The 15,268-nt window shown below is 71.7% G+C and carries 13 protein-coding genes and 1 tRNA gene; 7 read left to right on the forward strand and 7 right to left on the reverse strand.

All coding sequences use genetic code 11. The features are described 5' to 3' along the window. Positions 1-87 precede the first annotated feature (87 nt). Positions 88-696: a histidine phosphatase family protein gene (locus ABZT14_RS03550; protein WP_356296274.1), complete on the forward strand. Its 609-nt coding sequence runs from the start codon at positions 88-90 to the stop codon at positions 694-696. 9 nt (positions 697-705) lie between these two features. On the opposite strand, the gene ABZT14_RS03555 is transcribed toward ABZT14_RS03550, so the two are convergent. Beyond that, on the reverse strand, positions 706-2,157 hold the full coding sequence (locus ABZT14_RS03555; RefSeq protein WP_356296277.1) for a tetratricopeptide repeat protein: 1,452 nt from the start codon (positions 2,155-2,157) through the stop codon (positions 706-708). Between the two features lie 168 nt (positions 2,158-2,325). On the opposite strand from ABZT14_RS03555, the gene ABZT14_RS03560 reads away from it, so the two are divergent. Beyond that, positions 2,326-2,775: a hypothetical protein gene (locus tag ABZT14_RS03560; protein WP_356296280.1), complete on the forward strand. Its 450-nt coding sequence runs from the start codon at positions 2,326-2,328 to the stop codon at positions 2,773-2,775. Positions 2,776-2,928: 153 nt separating this feature from the next. Further along, positions 2,929-3,750 carry a fused MFS/spermidine synthase gene (locus ABZT14_RS03565; protein ID WP_356297052.1) on the forward strand — a complete coding sequence of 274 codons (822 nt, stop codon included), beginning with the start codon at positions 2,929-2,931 and terminating at the stop codon, positions 3,748-3,750. Between the two features lie 4 nt (positions 3,751-3,754). On the opposite strand, the gene ABZT14_RS03570 is transcribed toward ABZT14_RS03565, so the two are convergent. Further along, positions 3,755-4,309 (reverse strand): hypothetical protein, encoded by a 555-nt coding sequence (locus tag ABZT14_RS03570; RefSeq protein WP_356296283.1) that lies wholly within the window; start codon positions 4,307-4,309, stop codon positions 3,755-3,757. Between the two features lie 49 nt (positions 4,310-4,358). On the opposite strand from ABZT14_RS03570, the gene ABZT14_RS03575 reads away from it, so the two are divergent. Both ABZT14_RS03575 and ABZT14_RS03580 read left to right on the forward strand, forming a co-directional pair. Next, a complete protein-coding gene (locus tag ABZT14_RS03575; protein ID WP_356296287.1) occupies positions 4,359-5,048 on the forward strand; it encodes a response regulator transcription factor in 690 nt (229 codons plus the stop codon). Beyond that, on the forward strand, positions 5,045-6,499 hold the full coding sequence (locus ABZT14_RS03580) for a HAMP domain-containing sensor histidine kinase (RefSeq protein WP_356296290.1): 1,455 nt from the start codon (positions 5,045-5,047) through the stop codon (positions 6,497-6,499). Before ABZT14_RS03575 ends, ABZT14_RS03580 begins: the two co-directional genes overlap by 4 nt. A 765-nt stretch (positions 6,500-7,264) precedes the next feature. Here the strand turns inward: ABZT14_RS03580 and ABZT14_RS03585 are convergent. The 3 genes from ABZT14_RS03585 to ABZT14_RS03595 all read right to left on the reverse strand — a co-directional run bounded on the left by ABZT14_RS03585 (position 7,265) and on the right by ABZT14_RS03595 (position 9,333). Beyond that, positions 7,265-7,337, reverse strand: a tRNA-His gene (locus tag ABZT14_RS03585). Between the two features lie 169 nt (positions 7,338-7,506). Continuing rightward, positions 7,507-8,109 carry an oligoribonuclease gene (orn, locus tag ABZT14_RS03590; protein ID WP_356296292.1) on the reverse strand — a complete coding sequence of 201 codons (603 nt, stop codon included), beginning with the start codon at positions 8,107-8,109 and terminating at the stop codon, positions 7,507-7,509. A gap of 18 nt (positions 8,110-8,127) precedes the next feature. Then, positions 8,128-9,333: a helix-turn-helix domain-containing protein gene (locus ABZT14_RS03595; protein ID WP_356296295.1), complete on the reverse strand. Its 1,206-nt coding sequence runs from the start codon at positions 9,331-9,333 to the stop codon at positions 8,128-8,130. Positions 9,334-10,276: 943 nt separating this feature from the next. Here ABZT14_RS03595 and ABZT14_RS03600 point away from each other — a divergent pair. Then, positions 10,277-10,798 (forward strand): universal stress protein, encoded by a 522-nt coding sequence (locus tag ABZT14_RS03600; protein ID WP_356296297.1) that lies wholly within the window; start codon positions 10,277-10,279, stop codon positions 10,796-10,798. A 357-nt stretch (positions 10,799-11,155) separates the two neighbouring features. Here the strand turns inward: ABZT14_RS03600 and glmS are convergent, their stop codons facing one another. Together glmS and ABZT14_RS03610 are read right to left on the reverse strand one after the other, a co-directional pair. Beyond that, entirely contained in the window at positions 11,156-12,973 is a 1,818-nt protein-coding gene (gene glmS / locus ABZT14_RS03605) for a glutamine--fructose-6-phosphate transaminase (isomerizing) (RefSeq protein WP_356296300.1), read from the reverse strand. A gap of 142 nt (positions 12,974-13,115) precedes the next feature. Beyond that, positions 13,116-13,424 (reverse strand): hypothetical protein, encoded by a 309-nt coding sequence (locus tag ABZT14_RS03610; RefSeq protein WP_356296303.1) that lies wholly within the window; start codon positions 13,422-13,424, stop codon positions 13,116-13,118. A gap of 176 nt (positions 13,425-13,600) precedes the next feature. On the opposite strand from ABZT14_RS03610, the gene ABZT14_RS03615 reads away from it, so the two are divergent. Next, on the forward strand, positions 13,601-15,229 hold the full coding sequence (locus ABZT14_RS03615) for a beta-N-acetylhexosaminidase (protein ID WP_356296306.1): 1,629 nt from the start codon (positions 13,601-13,603) through the stop codon (positions 15,227-15,229). Positions 15,230-15,268 lie beyond the last annotated feature (39 nt).

Raw genomic sequence — 15,268 nt, forward strand, 5'->3', positions numbered from 1 at the left:
CGCCCGCCGGTGATGTACAGCTCTGGGAGGGAGCGGCCGTACCGACCGACGGCCGAAGGTGACCTACCAGGAACGAGGTGCGCGGCGATGGCCGAACGGGTGCTGTTGGTACGACACGGGGAGACCGCCTGGTCGCGGCTGGGCCGCCACACCGGACGCACCGACGTGGAACTCACCGAGGAGGGGCGGCGCATGGCGCGGGTGCTCGGCGCCCGGCTCGCCGGCGAACCCTGGGAGCTGCTGCCGGGGGCTCAGGTGCGCAGCAGCCCGATGTCCCGGGCCTGGGAGACCTGTGAACTGGTCGGCCTCGGCGAACGCGCCGAACGCTGGGACCTGTTGCGCGAGTGGGACTACGGGGCCTACGAGGGCCTGACCGCCGAGGAGGTCCAGCAACGGTTCGACCCCTCCGGGGAACGCTCCTGGACCCTGTGGCAGGACGGCCCCGAGGGCGGTGAGAGCGTGGTCGACCTGGCCCGGCGTGCCGACCTGGTGCTGGAGTGGGTACGCCAACAGCCCGGGGACGTGGTGCTGTTCGCCCACGGGCACCTGCTGCGGATGCTGGGCACCCGCTGGCTGGACCAGCCCCCCACCTTCGGCGGGCACCTGCGCCTGTCACCGGCCTCGCTGTCGGTGCTCAGCTGGGCCCACGGGCTGCCGGTGTGGGAGCGCTGGAACGACACCGGTCACCTCGACTGAGCCGGCCCCTCAGGCCGTACGCTGCCGCAACCGCCGCAGGAACCGCCGTACTTCGGGCTGCCCACGGTGCTGGTCCAGCCGGTGGGCGGCGACCCGCAGCATCCCCCTGATGCGGGTGGACCGCACCTCGCCCAGCAGCCCCAGCACGCGGTTGCCCTCCGCCGCCGCCTCATCCGCCACCCCGGCCCCGGCCAGGTCGCCGGCCAACTCGGCGGTGAACAGGGCGGTGTTCCGTACGAAGTGGGGGTCCTGGAGGTCGACGGCCTTCCTGGCGTGCTCGGCGGCCCGTCCCCACTCGGTGAGGGCCGACCAGCACTGGGCCTCCAGCCCGTGCAGTTCGGCCGCCCCGAAGAAGGTCATCCACTCCGGGTCGGCCTCTCCGGGGCCCCGCTCGAAGTGGTGGTGGGCCCGGTTCAGGGCCTCCTGGCAGGCGCCACGGTCCCCGAGTCCGGCCCAGCCACCGGCCTCCCGCAGCGTCAGCAGGGACAGCAGCCGGGGGGAGCCCAGCGAGCGGGCCGCCTGCTGCCCGGCCTGGGCGGCCCGCACCGACTCGCGGTGGCGTCCGGCGTCCCGGGCCAGGAAGGCGGCGTTGCAGAAGGCGTGGGCCTCCAGCCCGCCGTCGCCGGCCAGCCGCGCGGTGGCCAGGGCCTCGGCGTAGTGCGAGCGCGCGTCGTCCAGTCGGCCCGAGTCGTGGGCCAACCACCCCACGGAGATGGCCAGTTCGCCGGCACCGTGGTGCAGCCGGCGGGAGACCTCGGCGTTGGGTGAGCCGGTGTCCAGCAGGTGGTAGGCGGCCCGCAGGGAGTCGCCGGCGCGCTGGTAGAGGCCGTCGGCGCCGTGGCGGTCGTCCAGCAGCCGGATCTGCCGCACCGCGCGTTCCACCGCCGCGGCCTCGCCGCCACCGGCCTTGTGCACCCCCTCGGAGAGGACACCGAGCGACCCGGGGGTTCCGGCCTGCTCGGGGCCCGATGCCGCGTGCGCGGGTGCCTCACCGAGGGGCAGGGCCGCGAGGGCGGGGGCGCCGGTCATAAACGCGCGACGTCGCACGTCGCTCTCCTCGTCGATCGGGTACGGGCCAGGGGTGGGTGGGACTTCGATGGCGTACGTCGGTGAGGGCGGGGGATCACCCCCGTACACCCGGGCCGGCGAGGGGGAGGCCCTGCGGCGTCCCCGTACGGTCTGCCGTGGGGCGAACCCCAGATCGGCCAGCGTGCGGCCGGGGAACATGTGGAGGAACACCCGCTCGTACGCGTAGTTGGGGCAGCGGATCTCCCCGGACTCCACCCGCCCGATGTACCGGGCGTCGCAGGAGACCTGTTCGCCGATCTCCCGGGCCGCGCGTCGGACCGCCGCCGCGAACTCGCGGGGCGAGAGCCGGCCGCGCAACTCCCGGAAGGCCGTGTTGGGTTGACGGTCGGGCCCATGGCGCGGACCCGGTGACGTGGACGGTGACGACGCCATGGCCGGGACGGTACCGGCTCTGAGAGACGCGTCACGCCGGATTTGGTGAGAAACGGGATATCCCGCTCGGCATCCGCCATGAACTGCCACCCGTTGTGGCGTTCTCACGCCGTAGCCGTTGACAGTCTCACGCGTTGGACTGTTCACACGACGGCGGAGGAGTGCCCCATGCTGCATACCGGCCTCAACCACGAACGGGGTGGCGACCGGAGCCCCCGGCGCCCCGAACCGCGCAACCAGCACAGCGCGTCCGTGGCCCCGAAGGCGCCGCCCGGTGAGGCCGGCGACCTGGTGACCGTTCCCGCGCGTCTGGGTCTGGAGGCGGTGGACGTGCTCCGCCTGGAACAGCGGGTGGGCCCGGTGCTCCACGACCGCGCCGGGGACACCCTCGGCTTCCTGGTCCCCACCGGTACGGCCGAGGAGTGGGAACTGCCCAGCAGCGCCTGCATCGCGGTCGCCACCCGCCCCGGCCACTGCCCCAGCACACCGCCCGTGGTCGGGACCGCCTGGCTGATCCCCCCGGACGAGGAGCTGCCGGAGGCCACCGACCCCGGACTGCTGCGCTGGGCGCTGGACCGGGCGGCCCGCACCATCGACGCCATGGACCGTTGCCGCTGACGACGGGCTGACCCCGGTGGGCGGGCCCGCGTCCGCGCGCACGGGACCTCGCGGGATACTGCCCGGGTGGCGAAGCGAGGCAGGAACCGAACCCCCCGGCGACCGGACGAACCGGCCGGGTCCGCTTCCCGCCGCCCCCGCGAGCGGACCGAACTGAGCGCCCCGGTGGACGGCGGACTCGCCACCCTGTGGCCCGACCCGGAGCGCCCCCGGGCCTGGACCCTGTCGCTGGACGGCGCCCCCCAGTCCCACGTGGACCTGGACGACCCCGGGTACCTAGACTTCTCCTACCAGCGGCGGTTGGGCCACGTCATCGACCTCGCCGCCCCCGCCGGGGCGCCACTGACGGTGCTGCACCTCGGGGGCGGCGCGCTCACCCTGGCCCGCTACGTGGCCGCCACCCGCCCCCGCTCCGTCCAGCAGGTGCTGGAACGGGACGTCGCCCTCACCGAACGGGTACGCCAGTGGCTGCCCCCGCGCCCGGAGTGGCGGATACGGGTCCGGGGCGTCGACGCCCGCGAGGGACTGGCCCGCTACCCGGACGGCTGGGCGGACCTGGTGATCGCCGACGTCTTCCGGGGCGCCCGTACCCCCGCGCACCTGACCAGCGTCGAGTTCCTGGGCGCGGTACGCAGGGTGCTGAAGCCCGAGGGTTGGTACGCCGCCAACCTCACCGACGGCCCCCCGTTGGACTTCCTCCGGGGCCAACTGGCCACCGCCACCGAGTGGTTCGGCTCCCTGTGCGCGACGGCCGACCCCGAGGTGTGGCGCCGCCGCCGGTTCGGCAACGTCGTCCTGCTCGCCGGCCAGGGGGAGTTGCCGGTGGCCGCGCTGAGGCGCCGGGCCTCCGCCGACCCCGCGTCCGGGCGGGTACTCGCCGGACGGGAACTGGACGAACTCGCCGCCGGGGCCCGGACGGTCACCGACACGAGCGCGGTGCCCTCGCCCGCCCCGCCCCCCGGCACCTTCGACTGAGCGGTCACCGCTCGACCCGGTAGATCTGCGGTGGGGCGCCGTTTCCCCAGGTGCAGTGCACCGAGGAGGTGTTGCTGGCGTCGGAGAAGCTGACCTGTATCCCGTTGGGGCTCTCCCAGACCGTGACGTCGTAGCCGGCGTTGGGGGTGGCCGAGACCAGGTCGGCCTCGTTGTCGCGCACTTCGAAGACGGCCCGCCCACCGGTGGTCGCCACACTGCGGATGGTGCCCCGCTCCGGCTGCTTGGTCGGCGTGGTGGACTGCGACGGCGGGGGAGAGGAGGTCTTCGGCGGTGTGCTGGAGGGCCGGGTGCTGGACGGGCGGGCCGGCGGACTGCTGCGGGAGACGGTCGGCGGCGGTGGGGGCTTGGGCCGGTGGGTGGAGGAGGCCTGCGGCTTGGGCGAGGGAGGGGGAGTGCTCTCCTCGTCGATCACCGGAAGGGTGCGGGGGAAGTCGTAGACCGTCTCGGACAGGACCCGGTGCACCCCGAACCAGGACACGGTGACGGCGCAGCTGGTCGCCGACAACCACGCGCCGAGGTGCACCAGTCGTCGTCGCATAGAGCACCTCACTGCCGAAAACCAGGGTCCATGTCGTACGGTTCGCCGCATGGCAAGTGTGCTGGTGGTCGAGGACGACCCATTCGTGCGCTCAGCACTCATACGTCATCTCACCGAAGCCGACCACACGGTACGCAGTGTCGGTACGGCTTTGGAAGCTCTCCGGGAGGTCGCCCAGGTCGGATTCGACGTGGTCATCCTCGACTTGGGTCTGCCCGATCTGGACGGCGCGGAGGCGTTGAAGATGCTCAGGGGCGTCACCGACGTGCCCGTGATAGTCGCCACCGCCCGGGACGACGAGGCCGAGATCGTACGGCTGTTGAACGACGGCGCCGACGACTATCTGGTCAAACCCTTCTCCGTACAGCACCTGTCGGCCCGGATGGCCGCCGTCCTCCGACGCGCCCGCTCCGGCAGCGGCTCCGGCGACGAGGACCACGTACGCCGGGTCGGCGGCCTCGCCATCGACCCCCTGCGCCGGGTCGCGACCCTGGACGGCGCCGCCCTGGACCTCACCCGCCGCGAGTTCGACCTGCTGGCCTTCCTCGCCGAGCGGCCCGGAGTGGTGGTACCCCGACGGGACCTGCTCGCCGAGGTGTGGCGGCAGTCCTACGGCGACGACCAGACCATCGACGTCCACCTCTCCTGGCTGCGGCGCAAGCTGGGGGAGACGGCCGCCAAGCCCCGCTACCTGCACACCCTGCGTGGGGTGGGTGTGAAGCTGGAACCACCGCGATGAGATGGGCGCTGGTCAAGGTCTGCCTGGCCGTCACGGCGATGGTGGTGGTCGCCTTCGCGATCCCCCTCGCCCTGGTGGTCAAGGAGATGGCCCGGGACCGCGCCATGTCGAACGCGGAACGCAAGGCCGCGGCCATCGGACCCGCCCTCGCGATCACCACCGACCGCGACGCCCTGCGTCGAGCGGTCGCCACCGCCCACTCCGGCGACGACGGCCGGCTGGCCGTCCACGTACCCGCCGCCCCCTCCCAGCGGGAGGGGGCCGAACGTTCCGGTGACAGTCGAGAGGGTGCCGGACAGCGGGGCGAGGGGGCCACCGAGGCCCGGCCGGCGGTGCACATCGGCCGCAGCCGGGTGTCCTCCGCCGAACTACGGACCGCCTCCAAGCTGGGGCGCTCCTCGCTCACCAAGGTGCCCGGCGGCTACGCCCTGCTCCAGCCCACCGTGGTCGACGACTCCCGCACGGCCGTGGTGGAGGTCTACGTACCCGACGGTGACATCACCAAGGGCGTGGCCATCTCCTGGGCCGTACTCGCCGGGGTCGGCATCTCCCTGATGCTCGGCTCCATGGCCATAGCCGACCGGCTGGGCACCCGCCTGGTCACCCCGGCCAAGCGGCTGGCCTCGGCCGCCCACGACCTGGGCGAGGGCGACCTGGACGTACGGGTGGAGGAGGAGGGGCCGGCCGAACTGCGGTCGGCTGCCGTGGCGTTCAACTCCATGGCCGATCAGGTGGTCCAACTGCTGGCCAACGAACGGGAGTTGGCGGCCGACCTGTCGCACCGGCTACGTACCCCGCTGACCGTGCTCCGACTGAACGCGGCGTCCCTGGGCGACGGGGACGACGCGGTGCAGACCCGGGAGGTGGTGGCCCAGCTGGAACGCGAGGTGGACCGCATCATCCGTACCGCCCGGGAACAGCGGGCCCCCAGCCAGCAGGTGGCCGGCGCCCAGTGCGACGCCGCCGAGGTGATCCGCGAACGCATGGAGTTCTGGTCCGCCCTGGCCGAGGACGAGGGGCGTGAGGCGCGGCTGGCCGGCTGCCACCGCCCGGTACGGGTACCGGTCTCCCGGGGGGACCTGGTGGCCGCCATGGACGCCATGCTGGGCAACGTCTTCCGGCACACCCCCGAGGGCACCGCCTTCTCGGTGGACGTCCACCACACCGGGGTCACCAGCAACTCGGTGATCATCCTGGTCTCGGACGCCGGCCCCGGCATCGCCGACCCGGACACCGCCCTGCGGCGCGGCCACGGCGACGGCGGGCCCGGTTCGACCGGGCTGGGGCTGGACATCGTCCGCAGGGTCGCCGAGTCCACCGGGGGCGACGTACGGATCGGCCGCTCGGTGCTGGGCGGCAGCGAGGTGCGGATGTGGCTGAACCTCAACCGCAAGCCCCCCTCCGGCCGGGGCGACCGGCGCGGCAACCCCCGGCGTCACGGCCGCGGCTGAGCCTGGCGGGGCGGGGACCGTCCGCCCGACGAGGCCTTCGGAAACCCCCAGGACCTCGGGTAAGGTACGTACCTGATTCCCCGGAGCGGAGGCCCGCCCGGCCGTCACCGACGGCCCTGACGGCACCTTCCCGAAGGCGGTGAAGGAACGTCGCCCCGCCTCTCATCTGCGGAGATTCCGAAGGGCTAGGGGGTTTGGCCGGCCGGACACCGCCGTTGCGGACGCCCGTCCCTAACGCCCCTTGATGGCTTCCTTAAGAGAGCTTTAAGAACCGTCTCACCTGTCGACTCGGCCTGTTTTCCGGGTGCGACTAGCGAGTAACGTACGACGCGTTAACCCCCCACGGGAGTGGCTCTGTTCCCTGGAGCCGTCCGATCACGGCATGTCATGCCGCACCTGCCGGGGTGTCCGGACCCCCGGCACCGCGGGGCGCAGCGGATTTTTCCCCCCACGCGCTGCGCCCCGCCCCTTTCTTCTTCGCCTTCTTCCCCGCGCCCCTCACCGGGGCGCTTCTCTTTCCCCGGGCCTGGCTCGGCCCTCCGCTGCCCGTCGCCCGAGGGGACGGGTGGGAGGCTCCTGTGCCGGGTTCGCCGCCGGCTCGCGATCTCCTGGTCCCGTACGGGGCCGCCTCCCGAGGTGGCCGGCCGTCGGGGCGGGAGGCAAGTCGCCGTTCTCGCCGGGAAGTTGGCGCCCCTGGTGGGCCGAAGGTGGACGCACACGCGAGGAGGCCCGCTCCCCAACCGGGGAACGGGCCTCCTCGTCAAGGGTGAGTAACGGGACTTGAACCCGCGACATCCTGGACCACAACCAGGTGCTCTACCATCTGAGCTATACCCACCACGGTCCGGCGCTCTCCGCGTCGGCCTCCATGAGTGTACAGGGTTCCGGGAGTGGATCGCGCACCGGTTTTCCCCTCGCTCCGCTGGCCCGGACGCCGCCTTCCCGTCGGTCCGGCTCCCCGCTTGCCGGACGGCTTCCCGGGCGGTCGTCGGCTCCGACGGGGCCGCTCAGTCGGAGGGAAGCACGTGGCGGGCGGCGAGACGCTTGGCGGTGTCCGAGTCCGGCCCGGGTTGGGCCACGAAGACCGCCTCCCGGTAGTAGCGCAGCTCGGCGATGGACTCCCGGATGTCCGCCAGCGCCCGGTGGTTGCCGTTCTTCTTGGGGCTGTTGAAGTACGCCCGGGGGTACCAGCGTCGGGCCAGTTCCTTGATCGAGGACACGTCCACGATGCGGTAGTGGAGGTGCGACTCCAGCTCCACCATGTCGCGGGCGAGGAAACCCCGGTCGGTGCCCACCGAGTTGCCGCACAACGGGGCCTTGCCGGCCTCGGGAGCCTGCTCCCGTACGTAGGACAGCACCTGCCGCTCGGCCTCGGCCAGGGTGACGCCCTGGTCCAGGACGTCCAGCAGCCCCGACCGGGTGTGCATCTCGCGCACCACCTCGGGCATCGACTCCAGTGCCTCGGCCGGGGGGCGGATCACCACGTCCACCCCCTCGCCGAGCACGTTCAACTCCGAGTCCGTGACCAGTGCGGCCACTTCGATGAGCGCGTCGTTGGACAGCGAGAGGCCGGTCATCTCGCAGTCGATCCACACCATGCGATCGTTCATGCGCTCACCCTACGTCGGCTACCTGCCCCCACGACCCCGCTGAACAGGCAGTCGCGGAGCGTAGGCGTCCGACTCCGGCTTCCCTGGTTCCGCGCCACGCCGGGTGGCCATCGCTAACGCCGGTCGGCCGTTGCTGAGGTTCTCGCCCCGGGTCTCCCCACGTGGTTCGGGCACTCTGCCCTCCTCGTCGCCGGAGTCGGTGCGCCGGGCCCGGTACGCGGCCCGGTAGGCGGCAGGGGAGGCTCCCAACTGGCGGCGGAAGTGGCCGCGCAGGGCCACCGGGGACCGGAAGCCGCAGCGTCCGGCCACCTCGTCGACCGAGTAGTCGGAGGTCTCCAGCAGCCGTTGGGCCTGTAGCACCCGCTGGGTGATCAGCCACTGCAGGGGCGCGCTGCCGGTGAGCGAGCGGAAACGGCGGTCGAAGGTGCGGCGGCTCATGTAGGCGCGAGCGGCGAGCGTCTCGACGTCGAACTGCTCGTGGAGGTGCTCCAGGGCCCAGGCGACCACTTCGGCCAACGGGTCGGAGCTGATCTCCTCCGGTAAAGAGCGGTCCAGGTGTCGTGGATGGCCGGCGTCGCCCGCGCTGCCGCGCCGAGGCGGCACCACCAGCCGTCGGGCGAGGGCCCCTGCCGCCTCCGCGCCGTGGTCGGTGTGGACCACGTGGAGGCACAGGTCGATGCCCGCGGCCGTACCCGCCGAGGTGAGTATGTCCCCGTCGTCCACGAACAGTTCGCGGGGGTCGACGTGGACGGCCGGGTACCGCTTCGCCAGCGTCGGCGCGTACATCCAGTGGGTGGTGGCTGGTCTGCCGTCCAACAGCCCGGCCGCGGCCAGCACGAAGGCCCCGGTGCACAGTCCGATGATCCGGGCACCCTCCTCGTGCGCCTGGCGCAGCGAGGCCAGCACCGCCGGAGGCGGTGGCTGGGTGATCGAGCGCCACGCGGGGACCACCACGGTGCCGGCGCGGTTGAGCGCCTCCAGGCCGTAGGGGGCGGTCAGTTCGAGGCCGCCGGTGGTGCGCAGAGGGCCGTCCTCGCCCGCGCACACCAACAGCCGATAGCGGGGGACGCCGGCGTCCTGCCGGTCGATTCCGAAGACAGAGAGTGGGATCGAACTCTCGAATATGGGTCCTCCGCTGAAGAGCAACACCGCCACGATCTCTCGGCGCCGGCGCGCGGCCAGCCTGCGGGTCGGCGCCGGGCCGCTCGTGGAGTCCTGGCTCATTGGACCTAAGCCCCCCTCAGTCGTCGCGTTCTTCTAGGGCCTGCACTAACTCCCCCGCGGCGATAGCCAAGATCGAATCTACTGCGTCGGATGAGGTGGGCAAGACAAGTTCACCACCCGACGCTAAGTCGACATGACAACTTGGCGTAAAGCGTTCGATCACAAAGGGTTTCATTCCCGAGGTGGGTTGGGAAGTGCGCATCCCCTGCTCGGCTCGTGGTCAGGGGGCGCACGGGGGTATTTCCTCCCTTATGCCATCGGGGCCCGATGACGCTCTGACCTCCTTATCAACCGCCTTTCAGCCGCGTGAAGTTGGCCGAAAAACAGGGGAGTCGGCCGTGCGATCCAGTCATCTCCCGGGTCTTTGCGCCGTCACGTGCCACCAGTGCATCGAGTGTGCGCCCGTTGCGCCTCCCCTGCTGTGGCCAGTCCCACTCCGGCGGCCGTCCACCGGGACCCCCTCAGGGGGCGTAGCCGCCACCGTGGTGGACGTGCGGATCGGGCCACGGCCGGCCTCCGGGCGCCTGCTCGGTGACCCCGGTCCGCGCTCCGCCCCGAGCGGGGTCACTGACGGTGGCCGGACCCGTACGCACGGCACCGTCGTGCGGGCCGGCGTCCGGGAGCGGCCCGCTGACCTCGGGGCGTCGGTCGGCGGTGACCGCGACCCCTCGCGGGCGTGTGGTGCCGGTTCCCCTTGGGGGAGCGCCTCCGAGGGGCTCTCCGGGGGCCTGTCGGGGGCCGGGAGCCGGGGTCGTGGTGCCGCACCGCTCCGTGGCGGTTACACGATGTCTGGGCAAGGGGGGAGTACCCGCTTACCCTTGGGGTAGGGCATGAGGCAGCCCACAGCGGCCGAACCATCGAGAAGAACGCCGACGTGTCCCCTCATTCCCCATGAAGTCCATCCAGCTCCTCCCGTGAGAGGCTCACCTTCGCCGAGAACGCCATGGCTGGTCACGAGATCCCCGAACCGACAGACCGCGAGCAGGCGGCAGACGACCTGCTGGTTCCCGAAGCGGACGCGGAGTCGAGTGCGTCCTGTGATCCGGCGTTCAGGCACGGCGTGGTCGTGGGGTTCGACGGTTCCACCTCCAGCGAACGCGCCCTGGCGTACGCGATCGGGGTGGCCCGGCGTACCGGCTCGGGGCTGATCATCGTCCACGTCGCCAACCGGCTGCCCACCACGGTGTGGGCGGGCTGCGAGCCCCCGGTCTTCGTGGAGATGCCCGACCACCGCACCGAGGTGCTGGGGCTGGAGCTGGCCTGTGCCGAGCACCTGGCCGAGGTGCCCTGGATCCTGGTGGAGCGGGGCGGCGACATCTGTCACGAGCTGGAGGAGGTCGGCCGGGAGTACGAGGCCGACGCGATCGTGGTCGGCTCCACCCACGGACTGGTGGGGCGCATGTTCGGATCCGTGGCCGGGCGGCTCGCCAGACGGGCGCAGCGCCCGGTCATCGTCATTCCCTGACCCCGGCCCTGATTCCGGTCCTGGCCTCCTGACCGCCGGGTCTTCCCATGGGTGGCGGGGTGGTGTGGCCAACTCCCGGGCGCCGGCGGGGAGTTCCCGTTGGGAAAGTGTCGACCTGGAGACAAAACTACCCGCACGTAGAGGTGGTTAGGGCGCTCCGGCGGGGCATATACGAAGACAAGCGAGCCGCTCCCGGGAGGTGACGGTCCCGGTCAGGCGGCACTTCGCCGGCGTGGTGGGCGACGCCGGCACAAGGGGAGGCGATCCCCCGTGCGGTTGGTGGCCCGCACGGGGGATCGCCCACTTCCGGGGCCGCCCACGGTGTTCGCAACTGCGCCGGCGGCCCCTCTCGTTCCCTCACTCCACGGTGACCGACTTGGCGAGGTTGCGGGGCTTGTCGATGTCCCGGCCGAGCAGGGTGGCCACGTGGTAGGCCAGCAGCTGGAGCGGGATGCCCATCAGGATCGGGTCCAGCTCCACCTCGTTGCGGGGGACCACCACGGTGTGGTCGGCGCGGTCCTGCTCCTGGTGGGCGACGGCCAGGATGCGGCCGGACCGTGCCTTGATCTCCTCCAGGGTGGCCCGGTTCTTCTCCAGCAGGTCGTCGTCCGGCACGATCGCCACCGTCGGGGTGGCCGGCTCGATCAGGGCGAGGGGGCCGTGCTTCAGCTCCGAGGCCGGGTAGGCCTCGGCGTGGATGTAGGAGATCTCCTTGAGCTTGAGCGAGGCCTCCAGCGCGATGGGGTAGCCCCGGACGCGCCCCACGAACATCATGCTGCGCGACTCGGCGTAGGCGGCGGCCAGTTCACGGATCCGGTCCTCGCCGCGCAGGACCTCGGCGATCTGCTCCGGCAGCTTGCGCAGACCCTCGATGATCCGCCGGCCGTCGGCCACCGACAGGTCGCGGATGCGGCCCAGGTGCAGCGCCAGCAGGGCGAAGGCCACGGCGGTGTTGGTGAAGCACTTGGTGGAGACCACGCACACCTCGGGGCCGGCGTGGACGTACACCCCGCCGTCGGTCTCCCGGGCGATGGCGCTGCCCACCACGTTGACCACGCCCAGCACCCGGGCGCCCTTGCGCTTCAGCTCCTGCACGGCGGCGAGGGTGTCGTAGGTCTCGCCGGACTGGCTGACCGCGACGTAGAGGGTGTCGGGGTCCACCACCGGGTTGCGGTAGCGGAACTCGCTGGCGGGTTCGGCGTCGGCCGGTACCCGGGCGAGCTGCTCGATCAGCTGGGCCCCGATCAGGCCGGTGTGGTACGCGGAGCCGCAGCCGAGGATCTTCACCCGGCGGAAGCCCCGGGCCTCCCGGGCGTCCAGGTTGAGCCCGTCCAGCCGCACGGTGGAGAAGCGGTCGTCGATACGGCCGCGCAGCACCCGGTCCACCGCGTCGGCCTGCTCGTGCATCTCCTTGTGCATGTAGGTGTCGTGGCCGCCCATGTCGTAGGACTCGGCCTCCCACTCCACGGTGGTGGGGGAGGCGGTGGTCCGGGAGCCCTCGGTGGTGTACGTGCGGTAGTCGTCGGCCTTGAGGGTGGCCATCTCGCCGTCGTCCAGGGTCACCACCTGGCGGGTGTGGGAGACCAGGGCGGCCACGTCCGAGGCCACGAACATCTCCCGCTCCCCGATGCCCAGCACCACCGGGGAACCGTTGCGCGCGACCACGATGCGGTCCGGGAAGTCGGCGTGGAGCACCGCGATGCCGTAGGTGCCCTCGATCAGCCGCAGGGCCTCGCGTACCCGCTCCTCCAGGGTCTCGGCCTGGGCGCGGCCGATGAGGTGGGCGAGCACCTCGGTGTCGGTCTCGGAGGTGAACTCCACCCCGTCGGCCAGCAGTTTGGCCCGCAGTTCGTCGGCGTTGTCGATGATGCCGTTGTGCACCAGGGCCACCCGGCCCTCGGCGTCCTGGTGGGGGTGGGCGTTGTCGTCGCCGGGGGCGCCGTGGGTGGCCCAGCGGGTGTGGGCGATGCCGGTGGTGCCGGCGAAGCGCTTGGGTACCCGCTCCTGGAGGTCCCGCACCCGGCCCTTGGCCTTCACGACCCGCAGACCGTTGCCGGACCGTGGCTGGATGGCCAGCCCGGCGGAGTCGTAGCCCCGGTACTCCAGGCGCTGGAGCCCTTCGAGGAGGAGGGGGGCCACGTCTCGCTTGCCGATGTATCCGACGATCCCGCACATGGTGGGTGTCTCCGTTCTGTGGTGCTGGTCCGGGCTGTTGGTGGTGATGCTGGGGGAGTGGACGGCGCGTCGCCCAGGCGACACGACGGCGATACGACAGCGACATGGGGGCGACATGGGGGCGAGCCGTGTGGTGTGTGGGTCAGCCGTAGATGATCCGGCGGACCTGACGCGGCGACAGGGCCGGTGGGGCGACCGCGCGGTGGGGGAGTTCCTCCAGGATCCGTTCGTAGATCGCGGGGTTGGTGAGTCCCTGGCCCCGCAGTTCCCGGTGGCGTCGGCGGACGAACTCCTCGGTGCTCTCGTCGAAGTACGCCAGCACGTCCATCACCACCCGGGCGGCTTCCCCCCTGCCCAGGGGCGTGGAGCGGACCAGGTGCTCGACCAGGTCCTCGTGCGGGGGTACGCGGCGACGGCTCACTCGTAGATAGTGGACGGCGGCGAGAGGCACCGCAAGAAATCTGCCCGAATTCGGGCAGAATCCCGGCAGAAGGGAGGGGGAGGCGAGGCCTCTCCCGTGGACCCGTTGAGGAAGATTGGTCTACACCCCTTGACCCGCCATCGGCCTCCCCGTCTCATAGGTGGGCGTCGAACCGCACGTGAAGCGCCCATCGAAGGGGAACGTCCGTGAGACCTCGTGCCCGAACCAGACGCACCCGCGCGGCCGTACCCAGGCTGCTCGGCTCCCTGCTGCTGATCGCCACCGCCGGCGCGGTCGCCGTCAGCCCCGCCACCGCCCAGCCCCGGCCGGCCAAGGAGCCCACCGCCCTGGACCAGATCATCCCGGCCCCCACGTCGGCCAAGCCGAAGGGCGAGCCGTTCACCCTGAACCGCTCCAGCCACATCCAGGTGTCCATCGAGGCCCACGACGTCGGCGAGAAGCTGGCCCAACTGCTGCGCCCCTCCACCGGGTTCAAGCTGCCGGTCACCAGCGACGGACACAACCGCGACACCGGCAAGCACATCCGCCTGGTCCTGGACGAGGACGGGGCGAAGACCAAGGGGCTCGGCAAGGAGGGCTACCGGCTCACCTCGTCCCCCGAGGAACTGACCATCACCGCGCCCAAGGTGGCCGGTCTGTTCTACGGCACCCAGACCCTGCGCCAGCTGTTGCCGGCCTCCGTGGAGTCCCGCGAGGAGCAGACCGGACCCTGGCAGGTGGCGGGCGGCACCATCACCGACAGCCCCCGCTACGAGTACCGCAGCGCCATGCTGGACGTGTCCCGCCACTTCCTGAGCGTCAACCAGGTCAAGCGCTACATCGACCACATGGCGCTCTACAAGTTCAACAAGCTGCACCTTCACCTGTCCGACGACCAGGGCTGGCGTATCGCCATCGACTCGTGGCCCCGGCTGACCGAGTACGGCGGCAGCACCCAGGTCGGCGGTGGCGAGGGCGGTCACTACACCAAGGACCAGTACCGCGAACTGCTGAAGTACGCCGCCGAACGGCAGTTGGAGGTCGTCCCGGAGATCGACATGCCGGGCCACACCAACGCCGCGCTGGCCTCCTACGCCGAACTCAACTGTGACGGCAAGGCGCCCCCGCTCTACACCGGCATCGAGGTCGGGTTCAGCTCGCTGTGCGTGGACAAGGACGTCACCTACGACTTCGTGGACGACGTGGTGCGGGAGATCGCCGAGCTGACCCCCGGCAAGTACCTGCACATCGGCGGCGACGAGGCACACGCCACCGAGCACGAGGACTACGTCGCCTTCATGGACAAGGCCCAGGCCACGGTCGCCAAGTACGGCAAGACCGTGGTGGGTTGGCACCAGCTGACCGGCGCCAAGCCCGCCAAGGGCGCGGTCGCGCAGTACTGGGGCACCGAGGCCAACGAGAAGGAGGTCATCGACGCCGCCAAGAAGGGCACCAAGCTGCTGCTGTCCCCGGCCAACCGCGTCTACCTGGACATGAAGTACGACGAGTCCACCCCGATCGGTCTGAGCTGGGCCGGCTACGTGGACACCGAGCAGTCCTACAGCTGGGAGCCGGGCAGCTTCCTCAAGGGCGCCCCGGCCGACTCCGTGATCGGTGTCGAGGCCCCCATGTGGACGGAGACCATCTCCACCAACGCCCACATGGACCTGATGGCCTTCCCCCGCCTCCCCGGAGCCGCCGAACTCGGCTGGTCCGCCAAGAAGGCGCTGGGCTGGGACGGTTACAAGCAGAGGCTGGCCGCCCAGGGCCCCCGCTGGGACGCCCTCGGCATCGGCTACCACCCCGCCTCCGAGGTTCCCTGGCCCGACAGGTGACCCACCCCGTCGGTCCGGCCCGGTGACCCGCCCGGGCCG

This window comes from Streptomyces sp. NPDC005438, assembly GCF_040606315.1.
Lineage (GTDB): Bacteria > Actinomycetota > Actinomycetes > Streptomycetales > Streptomycetaceae > Streptomyces.

Coding starts and splice junctions, on each gene's coding strand:
- ABZT14_RS03595 (WP_356296295.1), bottom strand. CDS start 9,333: ATGAGCCAGGACTCCACGAGCGGCCCGGCGCCGACCCGCAGGCTGGCC.
- ABZT14_RS03575 (WP_356296287.1), top strand. CDS start 4,359: ATGGCAAGTGTGCTGGTGGTCGAGGACGACCCATTCGTGCGCTCAGCA.
- ABZT14_RS03600 (WP_356296297.1), top strand. CDS start 10,277: ATGGCTGGTCACGAGATCCCCGAACCGACAGACCGCGAGCAGGCGGCA.
- orn (WP_356296292.1), bottom strand. CDS start 8,109: ATGAACGATCGCATGGTGTGGATCGACTGCGAGATGACCGGCCTCTCG.
- ABZT14_RS03560 (WP_356296280.1), top strand. CDS start 2,326: ATGCTGCATACCGGCCTCAACCACGAACGGGGTGGCGACCGGAGCCCC.
- ABZT14_RS03550 (WP_356296274.1), top strand. CDS start 88: ATGGCCGAACGGGTGCTGTTGGTACGACACGGGGAGACCGCCTGGTCG.
- glmS (WP_356296300.1), bottom strand. CDS start 12,973: ATGTGCGGGATCGTCGGATACATCGGCAAGCGAGACGTGGCCCCCCTC.
- ABZT14_RS03580 (WP_356296290.1), top strand. CDS start 5,045: ATGAGATGGGCGCTGGTCAAGGTCTGCCTGGCCGTCACGGCGATGGTG.
- ABZT14_RS03555 (WP_356296277.1), bottom strand. CDS start 2,157: ATGGCGTCGTCACCGTCCACGTCACCGGGTCCGCGCCATGGGCCCGAC.
- ABZT14_RS03570 (WP_356296283.1), bottom strand. CDS start 4,309: ATGCGACGACGACTGGTGCACCTCGGCGCGTGGTTGTCGGCGACCAGC.